Origin of the sequence: Streptomyces sp. IMTB 2501, from assembly GCF_001953885.1 — a bacterium.
Classification (GTDB): Bacteria; Actinomycetota; Actinomycetes; order Streptomycetales; family Streptomycetaceae; genus Streptomyces.
This window is the reverse complement of sequence record NZ_MQUS01000020.1, coordinates 31,925-51,122: the sequence shown is the minus strand read 5'-3', so window position 1 is coordinate 51,122 and position 19,198 is coordinate 31,925. Positions and strand designations below refer to the sequence as shown.

The window sequence follows — 19,198 nt, the reverse complement described above, 5'->3', positions numbered from 1 at the left end:
CAGGTCCGGGAGGCAGGAGAGCACCAGCCGGTCGCACGCACCCGGCACGGGTTGTCGGCCGTGAGCCTCAGACAGCGCAGCGCCTCTGGCCGCCGGTCCGGGAGGCCGTCAACGCCGTGACCCAACCGCGTTCCAGCCGGACCGACTTGCGCATCGACGGCCCCAGCCGCACCGGAGCGTCCTGCGCACGGTCGGTGAAGCGGGCCACCCCCATCCCGGCCGTGATCCCGAACGGCGGGCACCGGGTCGCCATGCGCGGCCGGTACGAGGTGACCGCGCGGACGGCCCGCCGGACCTCGGCGACCCCGCGTTGGTCCCCGCGCAGAATCTCGTCCCAGCGGCGGGCGAGCGACGCACTGGAGATCTCCACTGCCGCACGCAGCAGTGCAAAGCCGCTGCAGGCGTACAGAACTGGAAGTGCTAAGAGCGCCACCCCGGATCCCGGCCGCTCAGGCCGACCGCCCGGTCCAGCAGGGGCGCGTTCTCCGGGACCGGGACGACCGGGCCGAAGAGGCCGCCGCCGCGGTTCGGGTCGTCGGCCGCGGCGGCCAGGAAGACGAGGGCCGAGTCCAGGGCGGCGGGGTCGGGGGCGTAGGACAGGCCGGTGGCGCGGGCCAAGTCCCAGCCGTGGATGACCAGTTCGTCGGCGACGACGGCACCGGCGAGCTCGCCCGGCAGATCCACGCCGCCCGCACGGGTCATGCCGGTCCATGCCTGAGGGGCGCGCCAGGCGTCGGCGAGTTCGTCGAGGGCCTTGGGCAGTTCCTCGCGCCAGCCGGGGCCGATGTCCGGGACGGCGGCGGTCGGGTTGGTGTCGGTCGTCGTACCGAGGTCCTTGCGGGCGGCGTCACGGAACGCCACGGACAGCATCTGGATATGGCCCAGCAGGTTCCGCACCGCGCACTCCGGGCACGGGGTGGGGCCGGTCAGCTGGTCGTCGGTCACGGACTCGGCGAGCCGTGCCACGATCCGGGTCTGCGGGCCGAGGTCGACCATGGTCATGTCTCACTCCTTGACGGTTGCGGTCCTCGTACGAAGGGTTGACCGGCCGGCGCGCCGGAACTCATCGGTGGCGCGCAGCCGCCGCCACGGTGACCGGCCGCCGCCGAGGCACCACACCGCGATCACCGGGTCGCACAGCGCGCAGCCGAACGAGGAGTCGTGGGCGAACGGGATGATCGGGTGGCCCTTGAGGTGGTGCACGACGTCCCACGCGGTGTGCAGCAGCCAGCCGACGCCGATCCAGGCCCAGGAGTCCAGGCCCTTGTAGGCGACGAAGGTGGCCACCGCGGTGAACGCGAACTCCCAGCCGCCGAGGCCGCCACCGCTGAGGTAGGCGGCGCCCGCACCGGCCACCATGACCGCGTTGAAGCGGCGCCGGTGCGGTTCGGGGATCAGGGACATGAGGAGGACGTAGAGGAGACCGATCAGGATCGGGGCGAGGTAGCGCATGGCGCCGACAGTAGGTTCGGGCCGGGGCACGCCCCAGAGGCATTACCGACAGGTTCCGACGGATTGCCGCCGTCGGGGACAGGACCCGCGTAAGGCACCTTGCCGATCCGGCCGGGCCCGCCTTAGAACCACGATGAGCGGGCATGACGACTTCCTGGACGCTGCTGCGCGTGCTGCGGGAGCGCAACGCGCGGCTGTATCTCACGAGCCTGGTGGTGTCGGCCTTCGGCACCTCCTCGCTGTCGCTGGCGGCGGGCGTGTGGGTCAGGGACCTCACCGGGTCCGACGGCCTGCCCGCCCTGTGCTTCCTCGCCGCGTGGGCCCCCACCCTCGCGGGTCCGGCCCTGGGCACGCTCGCCGATCGCGTGTGCCGCAAGCCCCTCCTCATCGCCCTGAACCTGGGGCTGGCCGCCGTACTCCTGACGCTCTTCACCGTCCACTCGCCCGACGGACTGTGGCTGCTGTTCACCGTCCTGCTCCTGTACGGCACGGTCGGCGTCGTCGGGGACGCCGCCGAGTCGGCCCTGGTCACCGCCGCCGTCCCGGGTGACCTCCGCGGCGACTTCAACGGACTCAGGATGACCGTCACGGAGGGCATGAAGCTCGTCGCTCCGCTGACCGGGGCGGGCCTGTACACGGCGTTCGGCGGACCGGCGGTCGCCTCTCTGGACGCGGTCACCTTCGTGCTCGCCGCCGGGCTGTGCGCCCTGCTGCGGGTGCGCGAGGAACGGCCCGAGAGGTCCGGCGGCGGCTGGCGGAAGGAGACCGCCGTGGGCGTCCGGCATCTGTGGGGTCACCCGGGGCTGCGCACACTGGTCCGAACCGGAGGCACGACGATGCTCCTCGCCTCGCTGAGCAGCACGACGGTGTACGCCGTGGTGGACCGGCTCGGCCACTCCCCCGCCTACACGGGCGTGCTGTACGCCTTTCAGGGCGCCGGTTCGGTGACGGCCGGGGTCGCCTCGGGGGCGGCGCTGAGGCGGCTGGGCGGGCGGCGGTTCGGGGCGGCGGGGATCGCGCTGACGGCGGTCGCGGTGGCCGCGCGGGCGGTGCCGTCGGACGCGGTGGCCCTCGCGTCCGCCGTGGCGATCGGTCTGGGCCTGCCCTGTGTGCTCGTCGCGACGTTCACCGCCGTCCAGCAGCAGACGCCCGGCCCGCTGCTGGGCCGGGCGACTGCCACCGCCAACACGCTCGTCTTCACGCCCAACGTCATCGGGCTGGGCGTCGGGGCGGGCCTGATCGAACTCACCTCCCCCGGCCTGCTGTTGCCCCTCTACGGCCTGGCGCTGCTGCTGACGGCAGCCTCGCTGGCCCGGCACTCCGGCCGTAGATCGTGATCTTCATGCTGAAGGGCGGTGAACAGGCGCCGGATCTCGTCACGCCCTCGAACACCGCCTTCCGCCGGACAGGCGGAGTGCTCAGGCCCCGGACTCGCGACGGGAGCGATGTGCGGTGTCAGTGGCCGGAAGCACCGGCTCCTGTGCCTCTCGGCCTGACGCATCGCCCCGGACGTTCACCCTCGCGGACAGTCTGACGTGCGCGGCCCACAGGATCGGCGTGGAGACCACCCATGTGACCGGTAGCAGCCAGGTATCGGTGGTGCCTTCGCTGCCGGAGATCTTCAGCTCGGGGAACGCGAGGACCATACACACGCACAGCGCGATGATGGCGGCGAACGCCCAGGTCTTCGCGGCTCGGTCCCAGCCCACGCCGTACTCGGTCCAGCGATAGTGGGCGCCGATGATGAGGAGGAGCACGATTCCGATGATCGAGTCGCTGGGTCCCCAATTTCCGGGGTCGCTGTTGACTGTGATGGTGGCGACGAGGACCGTGCCGAGGAGGACGGCTTGATCAGTGCCGTGTCCTGCGGCTGCTCCGGTCCGCTGCTGTGTTGCTTCCCTTTCCGGTGTCATAGGTATCCCCCGGTCGCATGACCTTCCCCGCCTACGTCACTGTCGCCGCCCGAGGCCGATCGCGCCAGTCCTGCGCGCCCTGGCGCGCCGACAGCGCCTCGCGCACTGTGGCGAGATCGGCGTCCGACGCCAACCCGGCATGATAGAGCCGCAGTTCCGTCGCGCCCTGCGCACGCGCGCGTGCCGCGTCCGCCGCGAGCGTGCCGGGGCTGCCGCCCATCCCGGAGACCACGGTGAGGTTGGCGGCCAGCACCGTGTCCTCCCGGGCGTGTTCGGCGAAGGGCGCCAGCAGGGCCGTACCGCCCGCGCAGGGCACCACCACGCCGTCGGCGGCGGAGAGGACGCGCGCGGGGTCGACGCCGACGTTGGCTCCGCAGTGGTAGGAGACCGGGTCGGCGTGCAGCAGCACCTGGAAGCCGGCCGGTGCGGTGGCGCGTACGGCGGCGACGGCCTCCTCCTGGAGGGTGCCGGCGGTTTCCTCGCGCCACGCGCGCGTGCGGGCCGCCGTCTCCTCGCCGAGGAGCTTCGCGACCGTCGGCCAGCCCTCGTCGCCCGCCGCGCCCCGCCACAAGGGCTCCAGCGCGGCCCGGACGGCGGCGGCCAACTCGTCGGCGTCCAGGCCCTGTTCGGCGTACCCGGCACGACAGGACCGGCAGAAGCACAGGGACATCAGGTACTGCCCGGCCTCGCCGAGACCGACGCCGGAGATCTTGTCGTGGGCGTGCAGGTGCGCGAGCCCGTACCAGCCGAGCGACTCCAGCTCGGTGCCGTGCGCCCCGGGCCGTACGGCGGCCTCGGCGGCCAGGTCCACCAGGTACGCGCGCGTGGCCGGCTGGGCGATGCAGGGCGCCCACGGGTAGTGGTCACCGTAGGCGTTGACGACCGAGGTGTCCGGATGTTCGGCGCCGAGGCGGGAGTTGTGGGCGAGGACGACCCAGGTGTGCACCTCCAGACCGGCCGCCGCGAGGGCCCGCGCGGCCTCGCCGTAGGCGTCGCCCGGGGCCCAGCGCCCGGCGGGGCAGGGCCTCAGGCCCCGGCCCGCCCAGCGGTCGCCCGGCGGGTAGAGGACGGCCGCGTACTCGGCGGTGACGATGCGGTGGCGGGGGTGGCGCGGGGTCAGGGCGCGGGTGGAGTGATAGGCGGCGGCGAGGGTCACCTGCTCCACGCCGAGGCCGGCGATCCGCGCCGGGGCCTTTGGGTCCCCGTTGACGTCCCAGGGATAGACGAACGCCGACGCCTTCACGCGTGCTCCCTCCAGCCGTACGGACGCTCGCTCACGCGTCCTCCTCCAGCAGCGCGTATCCCCGCTCGATCAGCTGGGCGAGCTGTTTGACGTGGTCCTCCGCCGGCTCGTGCAGCGGGGGCCGGACCTCGCCGACGTCCAGGCCGCGCAGCCGTACGCCCGCCTTGACGAGCGAGACGGCGTAGCCGCGGCCCTGGGCGCGCAGTTCCACGAACGGGCGGTAGAAGCCGTCCAGGAGGCGCCGCACGGTCGCCGTGTCACCGGAGGTCAGGGCCCGGTGGTAGGCGAGGGCGAGTTCGGGGGCGAAGCAGAAGACGGCCGAGGAGTACAGCGTGACACCGAGGGCGTGGTAGGCGAGCTGGGTCTGCTCGGCGGTGGGCAGGCCGTTGAAGTACATGAAGTCGCCGGGGACTTCGGTGCGTACGGCGCTGATGATCCGCTGCATCAGGTCGAGGTCCCCGAGGCCGTCCTTGAGGCCGGCGATCCCGTCGGTGCGGGCGAGTTCGACCACCGTCCGCGGGGTGAAGACCGCGTTGTCGCGCTGGTAGACGATGACCGGCAGCGCGGTGGCCGCGGCGATCTCCCGGTAGTGCCGCAGCAGGCCCTCCTGGTCGGCGAGGACGAGGTAGGGCGGCATGGCGAGGAGGCCGTCGGCGCCGGCCGCCCCGGCGAGACGCGCGTAGCGGACGGCGAGCGCGGTGCCGTAGCCGGCGCCCGCGACGACCGGGACGCGTCCGTCGGCCGCCTCGACGGCCACCCGGACACAGGCCTCGAACTCCTCCGGCAGCAGCGCGTGGAACTCCCCGGTGCCACAGCAGGCGAACACGGCGGCCGCACCGGCGGCGACGCCCCGGCGGACATGGGTGCGGTAGACGTCGAGATCGAGTGAGCCGTCGGGGCCGTAGGCCGTGACGGGGAAGAAGAGCGGCCCGCGCGGGTCGCGGAGCCGTTCGGTGAGAGGGGCTGGCGTCACGGGCTCTCCCTTGAGACATGCCGGTGCATGCTTCTGATCCACGTCCATATGTCTGAACGCATCCACGCTACGGATCTCCTTATGGCGGGTCAAGCGGCCAAATCCGCGCCCCGGGAGCGGATTCACGCACGCCACGCGACACTTGACGGTGCACGGCAACCCTTCTTAGCTTGTCCATGAATGTGAATGTCGTACACAAGGAGAACCGAGGATGCCCGCTCCCCGCACCGTTCTGCTCACCGGCGCCGCCGGCGGGCTCGGCACCCTGATGCGGTCCCTGCTGCCGGAGTACGGCTACACACTGCGTCTGTTCGATGTGCGCCCCGTCGACGGCGAGCCGGACGCGATCACCGCCGACCTCGGCGACACGGCGGCGCTGCGCGAGGCCGTGCGGGGCGTGGACGCGGTCCTCCACCTCGCGGGCATCTCCCTGGAAGCCCCCTTCGAGAAGATCCTGAAGTCCAACATCGAAGGCACCTACAACCTCTACGAGGCCGCCCGCCGGGAGGGCGTCCCGCGGATCGTCTTCGCCTCCTCCAACCACGCCGTCGGCTACACCCCGGCCCCGCTCGCGGGCCGGCCACTGATCCCGATCGACACCCCGCGCCGCCCGGACACCTTCTACGGCCTGTCCAAGTCCTTCGGAGAGGACCTCGCCCAGCTGTACTGGGACAGGCACGGCCTGGAGACCGTGTCCGTGCGCATCGGCTCCTGCTTCCCGGAGCCGACCAGCGTGCGCATGCTCTCGGTATGGATGAGCCCGGCCGACGGCGCCCGCCTCTTCCACGCGGCCCTGACCGCCGAGGGGGTCGGCCACACCGTCGTCTACGGCTCCTCCGCCAACACCCGGCTGTGGTGGGACCTGACCAGCGCGCGTGCGCTCGGCTACGCGCCGCAGGACGATTCCGAGCCGTACGCCGAGAAGCTGATCGCCGAGCAGGGCGAACTGGACCCGGGGAACCCGGCACACAGTCACCTCGGCGGGCACTTCGTGAACGATCCGCCGATCTGGCCGTACTGAACCGCTGAGGGCTCGTACGGAACCCGCTGGGGGCTCGCACGGGACCTAGTGCCCCGACAGGCAACGTTCGCCCCGTCGCGACGCCCGGCACGCCCTCTCGCCGCACCGGCCGAAAGCCCACGTACGTCCAGTACGAGGCCTTCTGCCCGGCACTCCCCCAGCCTTCGGCCGGGGGACCCCCAGAGCACGCACCGGACGCCGCTCCTTGACGGGCAAACGTTGCCTTCCGGGGCACCAGTGGGGGTCCGCACGGAACCCGCTGAGGGCTCGGGCGGCCCACTGGGCACCCCTCGACGCCCCGGAGCGAAACCCTGGGCGGCCAGAAGTAGACCCGGGGCGGCGGAAAACGCATCCTCAAACGCGCGGGCGGGCACCGAACGGGCCCGCCCACCACGGCATCCGGGCATCGGGGACGCCCGCTCTCACCCCGCCCCGCACGACCCCGCAGGTCCGCGGCGGGCACCCCGCCCCGCGAACGGACACAGACGGGCAGGATCGGGCTCACAATAGGCCTGGTAAGCGCCGCGCGCCCCCGGTAGAACTTCCCCCAAGAGCCCGAACGGGCAGCTCCACGGGAAGGTGGGTGACGACATGGGCGAGAGGACGGCGGAAGAACGCCAGCGCGCGATCGTGCTGGCCGCGCGTGCGACCGGCTCGGTCGACGTCACCGCGCTGGCCGCCCAGCTCGGCGTGGCCAAGGAGACCATCCGGCGCGATCTGCGGGCCCTGGAGGACCACGGTCTGGTCCGTCGTACGCACGGCGGCGCCTATCCGGTGGAGAGCGCCGGCTTCGAGACGACGCTCGCCTTCCGGGCCACCAGTCATGTCCCGGAGAAGCGCCGGATCGCGGCCGCCGCGGCCGAGCTGCTCGGGGACGCCGAGACGGTCTTCGTGGACGAGGGCTTCACCCCGCAGCTCATCGCCGAGGCCCTGCCGGCCGACCGGCCACTGACCGTGGTCACCGCCTCCTTGCCGGTGGCAGGCTCCCTCGCCGAGATCGAGAACATGTCGGTCCTGCTCCTCGGCGGGCGGGTGCGGGCCGGCACGCTGGCCACCGTCGACCACTGGACGACGAAGATGCTCGCGGGCTTCGTCGTCGACCTCGCCTTCATCGGCGCCAACGGCATCTCCCGTGAGCACGGTCTGACCACGCCCGACCCCGCGGTCAGCGAGGTCAAGGCGCAGGCGATGCGGGCCGCCCGGCGCACCGTCTTCGCGGGCGTGCACACCAAGTTCGGCGCGGTCAGCTTCTGCCGGTTCGCCGAGATCAGCGCCCTGGAGGCGATCGTGACGAGCACCCAGCTCCCGGCCTCCGAGGCCCACCGCTACTCCCTGCTGGGCCCGCAGGTCATCCGGGTCTGACTGGTCGGCTCGTCCACCCCGACGGGCACCCCCAGCATCAAAATGTCCATTATGTTCATATAAGTCCAGGAGCGATCCATGCGAACCCAGAGCCGACGGAGGCCGCGAGTCACGCTCGCCATGGCCGCCGCAGGGACGCTGCTCGCCCCGCTGCTCTCCGGCTGCTGGGTCGGTGCGGGCGGGACCGGTTCCGGCGGCAAATCCATCAACGTACTGATGGTCAACAACCCCCAGATGACCGAGCTGCAGAAGCTCGCCCCCCGCTTCACCCAAGAGACCGGCATCAAGGTCAACTTCACGGTCCTGCCCGAGAACGACGTCCGCGACAAGATCAGCCAGGACTTCGCCAACCAGGCCGGCCAGTACGACGTGGCGACCTTGAGCAACTACGAGATACCCATCTACGCCCGCAACGGCTGGCTGCACGAGATGAACTCGTACGTCGCCAAGGACCCCGCATACGACGAGCAGGACGTCCTGGCACCCATGCGCCAGTCCCTGACCGCCGCCGACGGCAAGCTCTACGGCCAGCCGTTCTACGGCGAGTCGTCCTTCCTGATGTACCGCAAGGACGTGTTCGCGGCGAAAGGCCTCACCATGCCGGCCCACCCCACCTGGCAGCAGGTCGCCGGCCTCGCCGCGCAGGCGGACGGCGCCCAGCCCGGCATGAAGGGCATCTGCCTGCGCGGCCTGCCCGGCTGGGGCGAGCTGATGGCGCCGCTGACCACGGTGGTGAACACCTTCGGCGGCACCTGGTTCGACAAGAACTGGAAGGCGCACCTCGACTCCCCCGAGTTCGAGAAGGCGACCAAGTTCTATGTCGACCTGGTCCGGGGACACGGCGAGTCCGGCGCCGCCCAGTCCGGCTTCGCCGAGTGCCTCAACGACATGACCCAGGGCAAGGTCGCCATGTGGTACGACGCCACCTCCGCGGCCGGACTGCTGGAGGCGAACGGCTCCCCCGTCAAGGGCAAGCTCGGCTACGCCCCCGCACCCGTCGAGAAGACCCCGGCCTCCGGCTGGCTCTACACCTGGGCCTGGGGCATCCAGAAGGCCTCCCGAAACCCGGACCAGGCCTGGAAGTTCGTGTCCTGGGCGTCCAGCAAGGAGTACGAGCAGCTGGTCGGCCGGACCAGCGGCTGGTCCAACGTCCCGGCGGGCAAACGGGCCTCGACGTACACGAACGCCGACTACCGCAGGACGGCCGCCGCCTTCCAGGACATGACCAAGCAGGCCATCGAGAACGCCCGGCCGGGTGACCCCGGCGTGCAGCCGCGCCCCGCGCCCGGCATCCAGTTCGTCGACATCCCCGAGTTCACCGACCTCGGCACCAAGGTCTCCCAGGAGATCAGTGCGGCCATCGCCGGACGCCAGTCCGTCGACTCGGCCCTGAAGAACTCCCAGCAACTCGCCGAGAAGATCTCCAAGGAGTACGAGGGACGATGACCGCGACGACAGCCCCCTATGCAGCAACACCGGTACGCGCCACGCGGCAGCCCTCCGCCCGACTGCGAGCCTGGGCCACCCGGGCCCCCCTCCTGCCCGCCCTGATCTTCATGATCATCGTGACCCAGCTGCCGTTCGTGGCCACGCTGGTGATCTCCTTCTTCCACTGGAATTCCCTCTACCCGAAGGCCCGCCACTTCGCCGGCTTCGACAACTACCACGAGGTCCTGACCGACCCGGACCTGCGCCACTCGGTGTGGACGACGGTGCTGCTCACGGTGACGGTGGTGCTGGTCAGCCTGGTCCTGGGCCTGGCGCTGGCACTGCTCCTGGACCACAGGTTCGCCGGCCGGGGCGTCGTACGCACCCTGCTGATCGCACCGTTCCTGGTGGTGCCCGTGGCCGCGGCCCTGCTCTGGAAGCATGTGCTCTTCAATCCCGAATACGGCCTGCTCAACGGCCTGTTGCACTACGTCGGCGGACCACAGCCCGACTGGATCTCCAACACACCGCTCATGGCGGTCGAGGCCGCCCTGGTGTGGCAGTGGACACCGTTCATGATGCTGATCCTGCTCGCCGGTCTGCAGAGCCGTGACCCGGAGCAGATGGAGGCCGCGCGGGTGGACGGCGCGAACGAATGGCAGGTCTTCCGCTATCTGACCCTCCCGCACCTGCGCCGCTATCTCGAACTCGGCGCCCTGCTGGGCTCGATCTACATCGTCCAGAACTTCGACGCCGTCTTCACGATCACTTCCGGCGGCCTGGGCACCGCGAACCTGCCGTACACCGTCTACCAGACCTTCTACCAGGCCCATGAGAACGGCCTCGCCTCGGCCGCCGGCGTCCTGGTGGTCATCGGCTCCATCGTCATCGCGACCTTCGCCCTGCGCGTGGTGTCGTCCCTCTTCCGCGAGGAGGTGTCCCGCGCATGAGCGGCATCGCCGTAACTCTCAAGAAGCACCGGGGCCTGAGCATCGGCCTGCTGGCCTGGCTGGTCGGTGTCGTCTTCTTCCTGCCCATCGCCTGGATGGCGCTGACGTCCTTCCACTCCGAGGCGGACGCGGCGACCAACCCGCCCTCCTTCGCCGCGTCGCTGACCCTCGACGGCTACCGCGAGTTCTTCGGCGCGGGCGGCGGCGCGAGCCCCTGGCCGCCGCTGATCAACTCGGCGGTCGCGTCGGTGTTCTCGACGGCCTGCGTGCTGCTCCTCGCCCTGCCGGCGGCGTACGCGCTGTCGATCCGGCGGGTGAAGAAGTGGACGGACGTCCTGTTCTTCTTCCTGTCCACGAAGATGCTGCCGGTCGTCGCCGGTCTGCTGCCGATCTACCTGTTCGCGAAGAACACCGGGATGCTCGACAACATCTGGTTCCTGGTCATCCTCTACACCTCCATGAACCTGCCGATCGCGGTGTGGATGATGCAGTCCTTCCTCGCCGAGGTCCCGGTGGCGATCATCGAGGCGGCGCAGATCGACGGTGCCCGGCTGCCGACGATCCTCGCGCGCGTGGTCGCCCCCATCGCCCTGCCCGGGATCGCCGCGACCGGCCTGATCTGCTTCATCTTCAGCTGGAACGAGCTGTTGTTCGCCCGAGTCCTGACGGGCGTGGTCGCCGAGACCGCCCCCGTCTTCCTGACCGGCTTCATCACCAGCCAGGGCCTGTTCCTGGCCAAGGTGTGCGCCGCGTCGCTCGTCGTCTCCCTGCCGGTGCTCGCCGCGGGGTTCGCCGCCCAGGACAAGCTGGTCCAGGGCCTGTCGTTGGGAGCTGTGAAATGAAGGCCGCCGTCATCGAGTCCGTGGGCCGCGCCGTCGTCAGCGAGGTGCCGGACCCGACGCCGGGCCCCCGCGAGGTCGTCGTGGAAGTGGCCGCCTGCGGTCTGTGCGGCACCGATCTGCACATCCTCCAGGGCGAGTTCGCGCCCAAGCTGCCGATCGTGCCCGGACACGAGTTCGCGGGCGAGGTGGTCGGCGTCGGCACCCAGGTCACCGAGATCGCGGTCGGCGACCGGGTCGCCGTGGACCCGTCCCTGTACTGCTACGAGTGCCGTTACTGCCGGGACGGCCACAACAACATGTGCGAGCGGTGGGGTGCGATCGGCGTGACGACGGCGGGCGGTGCGGCACAGTACGCCGTCGCCCCCGTGGCGAACTGTGTGAAGCTGCCGGAGCACGTGCGCACCGAGGACGCGGCCCTCGTGGAGCCTCTGTCCTGCGCGGTGCGCGGTTACGACGTGCTGCAGTCCCGGCTGGGCGCCCATGTCCTGATCTACGGCTCCGGAACCATGGGCCTGATGATGCTGGAGCTGGCCAAGCGCACCGGCGCGGCGAGCGTGGACATGGTCGACCTCAACCCGGCCCGGCTGGAGACCGCCCGGGGGCTCGGCGTCTCGGGGGCGGCGGGCAGCGCGGACGAGCTGGACCGGCCGCGGGGCTGGGACGTGGTCGTGGACGCGACCGGCAACGCGAAGGCGATCCAGGACGGCCTGGAGCGGGTGGCGAAGGCGGGTACGTTCCTGCAGTTCGGGGTGGCCGACTACGCGACGCGGGTGACGATCGACCCGTACCGGATCTACAACCAGGAGATCACGATCACGGGATCGATGGCGGTCCTGCACAGCTTCGAGCGAGCGGCCGAGCTGTTCGCCAACGGGGTCCTGGATCCAGAGGTGTTCATCAGCGACCGGATCCCGCTGGAGCGGTACCCGCAGGCGCTGGAGCAGTTCGCGGCCGGGGTGGGCCGGAAGATCGTGGTCGTGCCCTGAGCAGGCTCGGCCGGGACCCTGAGGCGGCTCGGGGTGAGCACCCTGAGCCGAATGGGGGTCGGGTAAGGGAACGGTAAAGCGGTGTCGTTCGTTCACCCGGCATGACAGCTATGACCCCTGGCTCGAACATCCCTCTCCCGGCCGCGCGCGTGACGGTGGACGTCGCCGCTCCGGTGCGGCTCGACGTGTCGGGCCTGCTGCTCACCGCCGACGGCAAGGTGCGCTCGGACGCCGACTTCATCTTCTACAACCAGCCGACGGGACCGGGCGTGGCCTACACGTCCGGCGGCGGTGCCGCGCCGGACGCGATCACGGTCGACACCGCGGCCGTCCCGCCGGACATCGAGAAGATCGTGGTCACCGCCAGCCCGGACACGGCCGGCCAGACCTTCCAGGGCATCGAGCCGACGGCCACGATCCGCGACGCGGACGCCGGCGCCGAGCTGGCCACGTTCACCCCGCCCCAGCTCGGCGCGGAGACGGCGCTGGTCGTCGTGGAGATCTACCGCCGGGGCGGCGCCTGGAAGGCCCGCGCGGTGGGCCAGGGGTACGCCGACGGCCTGGCCGGCATCGCGACGGACTTCGGGGTGACGGTGGAGGAGCCGGCCGCGGCACCCGCCGCCCCGCCGCAGCCGGCGACTCCGCCGGCGCCCACCGTGCAGACCCCCGTCACCCCGCCCGCCCCGCCGGTGCCCCCGGCGCCGCCCGCCCCGGTGCCCGGCGCCGGGAAGATCAATCTGGACAAGGGCCGGGTCAGCCTGCAGAAGAACCAGACCGTGTCCCTGGTCAAGGGCGGCCGGCCGCTGCTCTCCCAGGTGCGGATGGGGCTCGGCTGGGAGCCCGCGTTCCGCGGCAGGGACATCGACCTGGACGCCTCGGTCATCGCCTACGGCCCGCAGCGCAACCCCATCGACAGCTGCTACTTCGGCAAGCTGACGATCCTGAACGGCGCGATCAGGCACTCCGGCGACAACCTCACCGGGGAGGGGGCGGGCGACGACGAGGTGATCACGGTCGACCTCGGCCGTCTGCCCCAGGAGGTCACCGGCCTGGTCTTCACGGTGAACTCCTTCTCCGGCCAGAAGTTCACGGAGGTGGCCAAGGCGTACTGCCGCCTGGTGGACGCCGCCACGGGCGAGGAACTGGTCCGCTTCGACCTCACCCACGCCGAGCCCCAGACCGGGGTGATGATGGCCAAGCTCATCCGCCAGTTCTCCGGCGAGTGGGACATGACAGCCATGGGCGACTTCGTGAAGGCCCGCACAGTCCGGAACATGGTGGAGCCGGGCGCGAGAGCCCTGTGAACCACCGCCTGCCGCAGCGGGCGGCACAAGCCGCCCGCCGGCCCGGAAGGGCCCTGGAGCCCCTGCCTGTTGGGGCCCTAGGCCCGCAGTCCCTCCATCAGCAACGTCAGATACCTCTGGATCTCCCGCCCTTGACCGTCCGCCAGCTCCGACGCCGTAGCCACCCCGTGCGCCAGCCGCAGCACCTCGATCGGCTCCAGGTCGGCCCGCAGGACTCCCTCCCGCTGCGCCGCCTCCACCAGCCGGGCCGCCGCCCCCTGCACCGACGCACCGCACGCCGTCCTGGCGACCGAGCCACCGTCCGTGACCGCCGAGCCCAGCAGGGACTTCAGCCCCCGCACCTGGATCGTGGCCACGCACAGCTCGTTCAGCCACGCCATGAGCGCCTCCCCCGGCTCCAACTCCCGCGCCAGTTCCTCGGCCCGCGCCCCCAGCGCCTGGAAATGGTCCACGTACGCGGCCTCCAGCAGCTCCTGCCGGGTCGGAAAGTGCCGGTAGAGCGTGCCCGCGCCGACGCCCGCACGCTTGGCGATGTCATCGAGCGACGCGTTCTCCCCGTGCTCGGCGAAGGCCGCCACCGCCGCCTTCAGCAGCCGCTCGTAGTTGCGCCGAGCATCCGCGCGCATGGGTCTGGCCTGCGGCATCCAGATACTCCTCGCCCATCGGGGATCCTCTCCGCAGCCTACCGAGCATCCGTCGAAGGCGGCCCGGGGTCCGGCCCGAGGCGGGGGCGCACGTCGCCGGTGCCCAGGCCGATCGTGGCCCGCGTCCGCATGGGGCCGTCACCGCGGCGCGAGAGCAGTTCGATCTCGGTCACACGCGCCTGCAGCACACCGAGCCGGGCGGCGCATTCGGCCGCGAGAATGCGCGGAGCGCGCGTGCGGCCGAGCGAGAGGTGCGGGATGAAGCGCGGGAAGCGCTCCGTGCAGTACGGGAACGGCTCCGCCAGCGCGCGCCGCAGCTCCGTCCAGGGCGCGACGCCGGCCGCGGCGGGGTCGAGCCACACGGTGGCATAGGAGCGGTGGCGGAAGGCATGGACCCCGCTGAGCCGGATGTCGAACGGCTCGCACTCCGCGGCCGCGGTGGCCAACAGCGGGAGCGCCGCCGGGAAGTCCTCTTCCGGTACGAAGCCGTAGATCAGGTTCACATGGGGTGGCCAGCGGCGGATCTGCGGGTCGTGTACGACGCGGATGCGCTGGATGGCGGGCCAGAGTTCGGCCGGAGGCAGCCAGGCCACGGCCGTCCGGGGCGTGGGGGCCGACTCCAGGCGGCCGAGGGCTTCGGCCGGGCCGGGCGTCGGAGGACAGGGCACACCGCCATCATGGCCCCGCCCGCCGACGGCCGCCGCCCCTGGACCTTCGGCGGGTGGCTCACGGCCTGCGGACGCCGACGATCCGGACTCTCACTCAACCGAGGTGCTCACGGATACCCAGGCGTCGGAGAAACGCTTGTGAACGTGCTTGAACACATGGTGCTCGTGACCGTGCTTCTTCCCGTGGTGCTTCTTCCCATGGTGCTTGTGCCCGGGCTTCGTCTGGTGGTGCTCGTGCTCCGGCTTCACGTCATCGTCCTTGTGACCGGGCTTCGACTCGTCCTCCCTGTGACCCGGCTTCGCCCCCTCGTCCTTGTGGTCGTGCTTCCCGCCCGGATGCTTGTGCTCATGCTCCGTCGGCTTGTCGTGGTCGTGGTCCTCCTCCGGGTGCGGATGCCGGTGCGGGGGAGCCGCCACGACCACGGCGTTGGCCTCGGCGGAAGCCACCGCGGTGACCTGGTGCGGACCGTCGTCGTCATCGGCGAAGCCGGCGCCGGCGCCGTAGCCGGACAGTCCCGCCACCACCGCGGCCACGAGCGCGGCGCGTTGAAACGTGCGCATGGTTCGACCCTTTCTCAGCTGAGTGTGAAGTCCGTATTGACTACTCAGCGCGAGAATAGACACACGGATCGTAGGGATGTGCGATCTACGGCCAGACGCGTCGTGTCGGCCGCGAGCCCGGCGGAGCGCCCCCTCCCACGGCTGGAAAAGGGCGCTGTGAGCGTTCGCGTCCGGCTCGACGTCCGCTTCTGTCAACTCACCCTCGTTCCCGGTGAGTTCACCGTCGCAGACAAGGGTGTGGCCCGCACCCCCCTAGAAGTGCGGGCCACGTCCAGCGCCGGATGCCGCTCAGGCCTGCCACGGCCACCGTGTGTCGCGGGCCGCTTCGAGCAGCGGCACCATCCGGAAGGCGGCGTCGGAGAGGCCGCCGAAGGTGTGCCGGTTGCCCGTGCCCGACGGGCCGTGGCCCGCCCGGTAACCCTCCAGGTTCCACGTGTAGACCGGGACGTGGGCCGGAATCTGGGACGTCGGGTCGCCGTGGTGGTTCGGGGCGTACTGCTCGTCGGTGATGATCAGCACCCGGTCGTGCTTCCTGTAATGCCGGCGCACCGCTTCGGTGGTGTCGGTGCCGCCCAGGTCGCTGAAGCGGTCCAGGATCTTCAGCACCGACTCGCCCTTGCGGAACTTCACCGCGTTGCTCGTCGTACCGAACTCCGCCAGGTCCGCGTCGGCGGCCCGCAGCGCGAGCGCCGTGCCGAAGATCGCCGCCGCGTCGGCCCGGTTGAGCTGCGAGCGCTCCCCCGCCGACGACCAGAACATCGAGCCCGAGCGGTCGACCAGCACCAGCGTCCGGCCCGGCAGCGCAGGCACGTTGGCCAGCGAGTGGCCGAGCGCCTGCTCCAGCGGGTAGGACCAGCGCAGCGACGGCGCGTGCTGGTACGCGGCGAGGTACCGGAACGGGAACTGCCGCGAGCGCGCGACCTCCGCCGGGTCGCTGATCCGGGCCGCGACCTGCGCGGCGACCTCGTCGGAGACCCCGGCCTCGTCGAAGTTCCGCAGGTTGCGGACGAGCGCCATGGTCCCCATGGACGGAATGACCGCCTCCCAGGCCGCCTTGTCCATCGGCCCCTGGAGCCAGCCGGCCAGTGCCTCCCAGGTGATCCCGGCCGCCGCCAGCCGCTCGGCGCCGCCCTCCGACGTGACGACCGCACGCCGCTCCGCCACCGGCAGCTCCATCAGCCCACGGTGCGCGGAGAGCACCGGGAGCGACGCGGGCGGCACGGCCGTGTCCGGGTTGTGCCGCCGGTCGAGCGCGTACCGGAACAGGTCGCCCTGCCACGGCTTGTCCGCGTCCGGCGCCGCGTGCACCAGGTTGAGGATGTCGCCGAAGCGGTAGCCCTTGGACGCGGTGTCGTACTTCAGCAGCGACTTGGCGTGGTAGAGCCGTCGTACGGCGTCGGCGACGCCCCGCTTGACCGGCTTGGGGATCGCGCGTCCGTACGTCGACGTCCAGTACGCGAGCAACTCGCCGGGCTCGTCCGGGCGCCGCAGCACGGAGGCCACGACCTGCCGGTTCGACGGGCCGTCGGTCGCGCCGGCGGCCAGCCGGGCGTGCACGTACTCGGCGGCGCCCACGATCGACGCCGTCCGCATGTTGCCCTCACCGCGCAGCCAGCCGAGCAGACCGGCCGTCCACTCCGGGTCGCTGACGGCGAGGTCGCGGACCAGGCGGATGAAACGGTCGTCGCGGTCCTTGGCGTTCTCGTAGAAAGTGCCTGAAACAAAGTGGGACACCGCGAGCAGAAAGAGCTCGGAGCGCGGCTCGCGCTCCTGTCCCCGGCCGCCCTCGTAGGTCCGCAGGACCCGGCCGGTCGAGGTGACCGCCGACTTCAGCTGCGCCTTGACGGCAGGCGTGTTGAATCGCGCCATGGTGAATTCCCCCGAATTCATCGTCTTTACGGATTTCGGTGGGAGGCGCGGCAAAAGGAGGGTGCCCGAGGTCGGAAGTCGGCGACGGGACTATAACCTGGCGCGTCTTCCGTTCCGCCACACCGGCCGTGAGCCGGTGACGGGATTCGAACCCGTACCCTTTCGGACCAGGGCCCTGAAGTAACCGCTGCCTGCGCACCGGACACCCACCATGTGCCACGCCTCCCGAGATCAACCCGGCGACGGCTGTTTTTCATTCCAGGAAAGGGAAGTAGCCGCTGCCCTCGCACCGGGAGGTGCGTGAAGTTTTTCGGTGTCCAGAGATCGAGGCCGGCGGAACCGACGTTTGGTGCTCTGACCCCTGAGCTACACCGGCCTGTTGGAGCCGGTGGCGGGACTCGAACCCGCGGCCTCCCCATTAAGAGTGGAAGTAGGTCCTGCCTGTCGCACCTGGACGTGCATCACTCTAGGAGGGAAGCCGCGGGACGGGCGAGCGAATTAATTTGGGGCCCAGGTGTTCTGACGACGCTGCCGATTCCACGGTCCCGTGATGGCCAGCATGATGCCGGGTGTCTGGATGTTGGCGAACAGGGTGCGGCCGTCGGGTGAGAAGGTGACCCCGGTGAACTCGCTGTATTCCGGGGCGGCTTCGGTACCGATGTTGAGTTCGTTGCGGGCGATGGGGTAGGTGCGGCCGGTCTCGGTGGCGCCGAACAGGTGCTGGACGCCCTCGCCGTCCTCGGCGATGACGAGGCCGCCGTACGGGGAGACGGTGATGTTGTCCGGGCCGTCGAAGGCTCCGTCCTCGGCGGGATCGGGGTTCACGCCGAGCAGGACCTGCAGGGTGAGGGTGCGGCGCCCCGGGTCGTAGAACCACACCTGGCCGTCGTGCTGGACCGGGCTCTCCGCACGGGCGTAGGAGGAGACGATGTAGGCGCCGCGTCGCCCCACCACATGCCCTCCAGCTTGCGGGCGCGGGTGATCCGGCCGTCGGCGAACTGCTTGCGCACCGACACGGCCTCGGCGTCACGGTCCGGGACATCCACCCAGTCGACGCCGTAGACCGTGCCGGTCTTCGTGGCGCGGGAGAGGTCGTCCACGAACTTGCCGCCGGAGTCGAAGCACTTGAAGGCCTGGAGCGCGCCCGCGTCGTCGGCGAGGGTGCGCAGCCTGCCGCGGCCGTGCCGGAAGCCCTCCGGCGGGGTCCAGCGGTAGAGCAGGCCGTTGGGGCCGGCCGCGTCCTCGGTCAGGTAGAGGTGGCCGCGCTTGGGGTCGACGACGACGGCCTCGTGGGCGTAGCGGCCGAGGGCCTTGACCGGCTTGGGGTCGCGGTTGGCCCGGCGGTCCTCGGGGTCGACCTCGAAGACATAGCCGTGGTCCTTGGTGAAGCCGTTTCTGCCGGCCTTGTCCTCGGTCTCCTCGCAGGTCAGCCAGGTACCCCAGGGGGTGCTGCCGCCCGCGCAGTTGGTGACGGTGCCGGCGATGCCCACCCATTCGGCGACCTCGCCCCGGTGGCGGACCTCGACGACGGTGCAGCCGCCGGCGGCCGCCGGGTCGTAGACGAGGCCCTCGGTGAGCGGCACCGGGTGCGGCCACTGGGCGCGGGCGCCGGCCAGCTCGTGGTTGTTGACGAGGAGCGTGGCGCCGCGGGGGCCGTCGAAGGTGGCGGTGCCGTCGTGGTGGGACGGCGTGAACTCGCCCGACTCCAGCCTGGTCCTGCCGCTGTAGGTGATGATCTTGTATGTGAAGCCCGCGGGCAGGGCGAGGATGCCGTCCGGGTCGGCGATCAACGGGCCGTAGCCGACGCCCTGGTGGCCTCCGTGCGCCGGCTCCGCCTCGGTGCCGTCGCTGTCCGTCGCGGCGAGGGCGTTCGGGGCGGTGGCGAGCGCGCCGACGCTGCCCGCCAGGGCGACCCCGGCACCGGTGATCGCGGATTTCCTGGCGAAGTCCCTGCGGGTGAGCGACATGGTGTGTCTCCTGAG

The 19,198-nt window shown here is 71.2% G+C and carries 18 protein-coding genes and 1 pseudogene; 8 read left to right on the top strand and 11 right to left on the bottom strand.

The window, feature by feature from the left end:
- Positions 1 to 67 precede the first annotated feature (67 nt).
- Genes AV521_RS29615 through AV521_RS29605 form a run of 3 tightly spaced genes read right to left on the bottom strand, consistent with a single transcriptional unit; the run spans position 68 to position 1,452 of the window.
- Positions 68 to 433 carry a lantibiotic dehydratase gene (locus tag AV521_RS29615; protein WP_076092523.1) on the bottom strand — a complete coding sequence of 122 codons (366 nt, stop codon included), beginning with the start codon at positions 431 to 433 and terminating at the stop codon, positions 68 to 70.
- Positions 421 to 1,002 carry a TIGR03086 family metal-binding protein gene (locus tag AV521_RS29610; protein WP_076092521.1) on the bottom strand — a complete coding sequence of 194 codons (582 nt, stop codon included), beginning with the start codon at positions 1,000 to 1,002 and terminating at the stop codon, positions 421 to 423. Before AV521_RS29610 ends, AV521_RS29615 begins: the two co-directional genes overlap by 13 nt.
- A gap of 3 nt (positions 1,003 to 1,005) precedes the next feature.
- Complete coding sequence (locus AV521_RS29605) at positions 1,006 to 1,452, bottom strand: DUF6010 family protein (protein ID WP_076092519.1); 447 nt, start codon at positions 1,450 to 1,452, stop codon at positions 1,006 to 1,008.
- Positions 1,453 to 1,595: 143 nt separating this feature from the next.
- On the opposite strand from AV521_RS29605, the gene AV521_RS29600 reads away from it, so the two are divergent.
- Positions 1,596 to 2,789, top strand: a complete 1,194-nt coding sequence (locus AV521_RS29600) for an MFS transporter (RefSeq protein ID WP_076092517.1) — start codon at positions 1,596 to 1,598, stop codon at positions 2,787 to 2,789.
- Between the two features lie 81 nt (positions 2,790 to 2,870).
- Here AV521_RS29600 and AV521_RS29595 read toward each other — a convergent pair whose 3' ends face one another.
- The 3 genes from AV521_RS29595 to AV521_RS29585 form a co-directional block, all read right to left on the bottom strand.
- A complete protein-coding gene (locus AV521_RS29595) occupies positions 2,871 to 3,209 on the bottom strand; it encodes a hypothetical protein (protein WP_076092515.1) in 339 nt (112 codons plus the stop codon).
- A gap of 187 nt (positions 3,210 to 3,396) precedes the next feature.
- A complete protein-coding gene (locus AV521_RS29590; protein ID WP_076092513.1) occupies positions 3,397 to 4,608 on the bottom strand; it encodes a hypothetical protein in 1,212 nt (403 codons plus the stop codon).
- A 31-nt stretch (positions 4,609 to 4,639) separates the two neighbouring features.
- Entirely contained in the window at positions 4,640 to 5,581 is a 942-nt protein-coding gene (locus tag AV521_RS29585; protein ID WP_076092724.1) for a 5-dehydro-4-deoxyglucarate dehydratase, read from the bottom strand.
- 211 nt (positions 5,582 to 5,792) lie between these two features.
- Here AV521_RS29585 and AV521_RS29580 point away from each other — a divergent pair, with 211 nt between their 5' ends.
- From AV521_RS29580 to AV521_RS29550, 7 genes are all read left to right on the top strand, one after another.
- On the top strand, positions 5,793 to 6,602 hold the full coding sequence (locus AV521_RS29580; RefSeq protein ID WP_076092511.1) for an NAD(P)-dependent oxidoreductase: 810 nt from the start codon (positions 5,793 to 5,795) through the stop codon (positions 6,600 to 6,602).
- Between the two features lie 591 nt (positions 6,603 to 7,193).
- On the top strand, positions 7,194 to 7,964 hold the full coding sequence (locus AV521_RS29575) for a DeoR/GlpR family DNA-binding transcription regulator (RefSeq protein ID WP_076092509.1): 771 nt from the start codon (positions 7,194 to 7,196) through the stop codon (positions 7,962 to 7,964).
- 78 nt (positions 7,965 to 8,042) lie between these two features.
- Positions 8,043 to 9,410 carry a sugar ABC transporter substrate-binding protein gene (locus AV521_RS29570; RefSeq protein WP_076092507.1) on the top strand — a complete coding sequence of 456 codons (1,368 nt, stop codon included), beginning with the start codon at positions 8,043 to 8,045 and terminating at the stop codon, positions 9,408 to 9,410.
- A complete protein-coding gene (locus AV521_RS29565; RefSeq protein WP_076092505.1) occupies positions 9,407 to 10,342 on the top strand; it encodes a carbohydrate ABC transporter permease in 936 nt (311 codons plus the stop codon). The genes AV521_RS29570 and AV521_RS29565 overlap by 4 nt, the downstream gene beginning before the upstream one ends.
- The gene (locus AV521_RS29560) at positions 10,339 to 11,184 is read left to right on the top strand and encodes a carbohydrate ABC transporter permease (RefSeq protein WP_076092503.1); all 846 of its coding nucleotides are present in this window, start codon (positions 10,339 to 10,341) and stop codon (positions 11,182 to 11,184) included. The genes AV521_RS29565 and AV521_RS29560 overlap by 4 nt, the downstream gene beginning before the upstream one ends.
- Positions 11,181 to 12,170, top strand: coding sequence for a zinc-dependent alcohol dehydrogenase family protein (locus AV521_RS29555; RefSeq protein ID WP_076092501.1), 990 nt, complete (start codon positions 11,181 to 11,183; stop codon positions 12,168 to 12,170). The genes AV521_RS29560 and AV521_RS29555 overlap by 4 nt, the downstream gene beginning before the upstream one ends.
- Before the next feature lie 110 nt (positions 12,171 to 12,280).
- The gene (locus tag AV521_RS29550; protein ID WP_107481057.1) at positions 12,281 to 13,474 is read left to right on the top strand and encodes a TerD family protein; all 1,194 of its coding nucleotides are present in this window, start codon (positions 12,281 to 12,283) and stop codon (positions 13,472 to 13,474) included.
- A 77-nt stretch (positions 13,475 to 13,551) separates the two neighbouring features.
- Here AV521_RS29550 and AV521_RS29545 read toward each other — a convergent pair whose 3' ends face one another.
- The 5 genes and pseudogenes from AV521_RS29545 to AV521_RS29525 form a co-directional block, all read right to left on the bottom strand.
- Positions 13,552 to 14,118, bottom strand: coding sequence for a TetR/AcrR family transcriptional regulator (locus AV521_RS29545; protein ID WP_076092497.1), 567 nt, complete (start codon positions 14,116 to 14,118; stop codon positions 13,552 to 13,554).
- A gap of 38 nt (positions 14,119 to 14,156) precedes the next feature.
- Complete coding sequence (locus tag AV521_RS29540) at positions 14,157 to 14,786, bottom strand: 2'-5' RNA ligase family protein (protein WP_076092495.1); 630 nt, start codon at positions 14,784 to 14,786, stop codon at positions 14,157 to 14,159.
- Positions 14,787 to 14,876: 90 nt separating this feature from the next.
- Positions 14,877 to 15,347, bottom strand: coding sequence for a hypothetical protein (locus AV521_RS29535; RefSeq protein ID WP_076092493.1), 471 nt, complete (start codon positions 15,345 to 15,347; stop codon positions 14,877 to 14,879).
- A 288-nt stretch (positions 15,348 to 15,635) separates the two neighbouring features.
- Entirely contained in the window at positions 15,636 to 17,216 is a 1,581-nt protein-coding gene (locus tag AV521_RS29530) for a TROVE domain-containing protein (protein WP_076092491.1), read from the bottom strand.
- Between the two features lie 498 nt (positions 17,217 to 17,714).
- A pseudogene (locus AV521_RS29525) lies at positions 17,715 to 19,183 on the bottom strand (alkaline phosphatase PhoX).
- Positions 19,184 to 19,198: the final 15 nt, after the last annotated feature.

Excerpts from the sequence above, each read along its gene's own strand:
- AV521_RS29545 (WP_076092497.1), bottom strand. The coding sequence starts at position 14,118 with ATGCCGCAGGCCAGACCCATGCGCGCGGATGCTCGGCGCAACTACGAG.
- AV521_RS29560 (WP_076092503.1), top strand. The coding sequence starts at position 10,339 with ATGAGCGGCATCGCCGTAACTCTCAAGAAGCACCGGGGCCTGAGCATC.
- AV521_RS29580 (WP_076092511.1), top strand. The coding sequence starts at position 5,793 with ATGCCCGCTCCCCGCACCGTTCTGCTCACCGGCGCCGCCGGCGGGCTC.
- AV521_RS29535 (WP_076092493.1), bottom strand. The coding sequence starts at position 15,347 with ATGCGCACGTTTCAACGCGCCGCGCTCGTGGCCGCGGTGGTGGCGGGA.
- AV521_RS29565 (WP_076092505.1), top strand. The coding sequence starts at position 9,407 with ATGACCGCGACGACAGCCCCCTATGCAGCAACACCGGTACGCGCCACG.
- AV521_RS29555 (WP_076092501.1), top strand. The coding sequence starts at position 11,181 with ATGAAGGCCGCCGTCATCGAGTCCGTGGGCCGCGCCGTCGTCAGCGAG.
- AV521_RS29550 (WP_107481057.1), top strand. The coding sequence starts at position 12,281 with ATGACCCCTGGCTCGAACATCCCTCTCCCGGCCGCGCGCGTGACGGTG.
- AV521_RS29600 (WP_076092517.1), top strand. The coding sequence starts at position 1,596 with ATGACGACTTCCTGGACGCTGCTGCGCGTGCTGCGGGAGCGCAACGCG.
- AV521_RS29530 (WP_076092491.1), bottom strand. The coding sequence starts at position 17,216 with ATGGCGCGATTCAACACGCCTGCCGTCAAGGCGCAGCTGAAGTCGGCG.
- AV521_RS29610 (WP_076092521.1), bottom strand. The coding sequence starts at position 1,002 with ATGACCATGGTCGACCTCGGCCCGCAGACCCGGATCGTGGCACGGCTC.
- AV521_RS29570 (WP_076092507.1), top strand. The coding sequence starts at position 8,043 with ATGCGAACCCAGAGCCGACGGAGGCCGCGAGTCACGCTCGCCATGGCC.
- AV521_RS29575 (WP_076092509.1), top strand. The coding sequence starts at position 7,194 with ATGGGCGAGAGGACGGCGGAAGAACGCCAGCGCGCGATCGTGCTGGCC.
- AV521_RS29605 (WP_076092519.1), bottom strand. The coding sequence starts at position 1,452 with ATGCGCTACCTCGCCCCGATCCTGATCGGTCTCCTCTACGTCCTCCTC.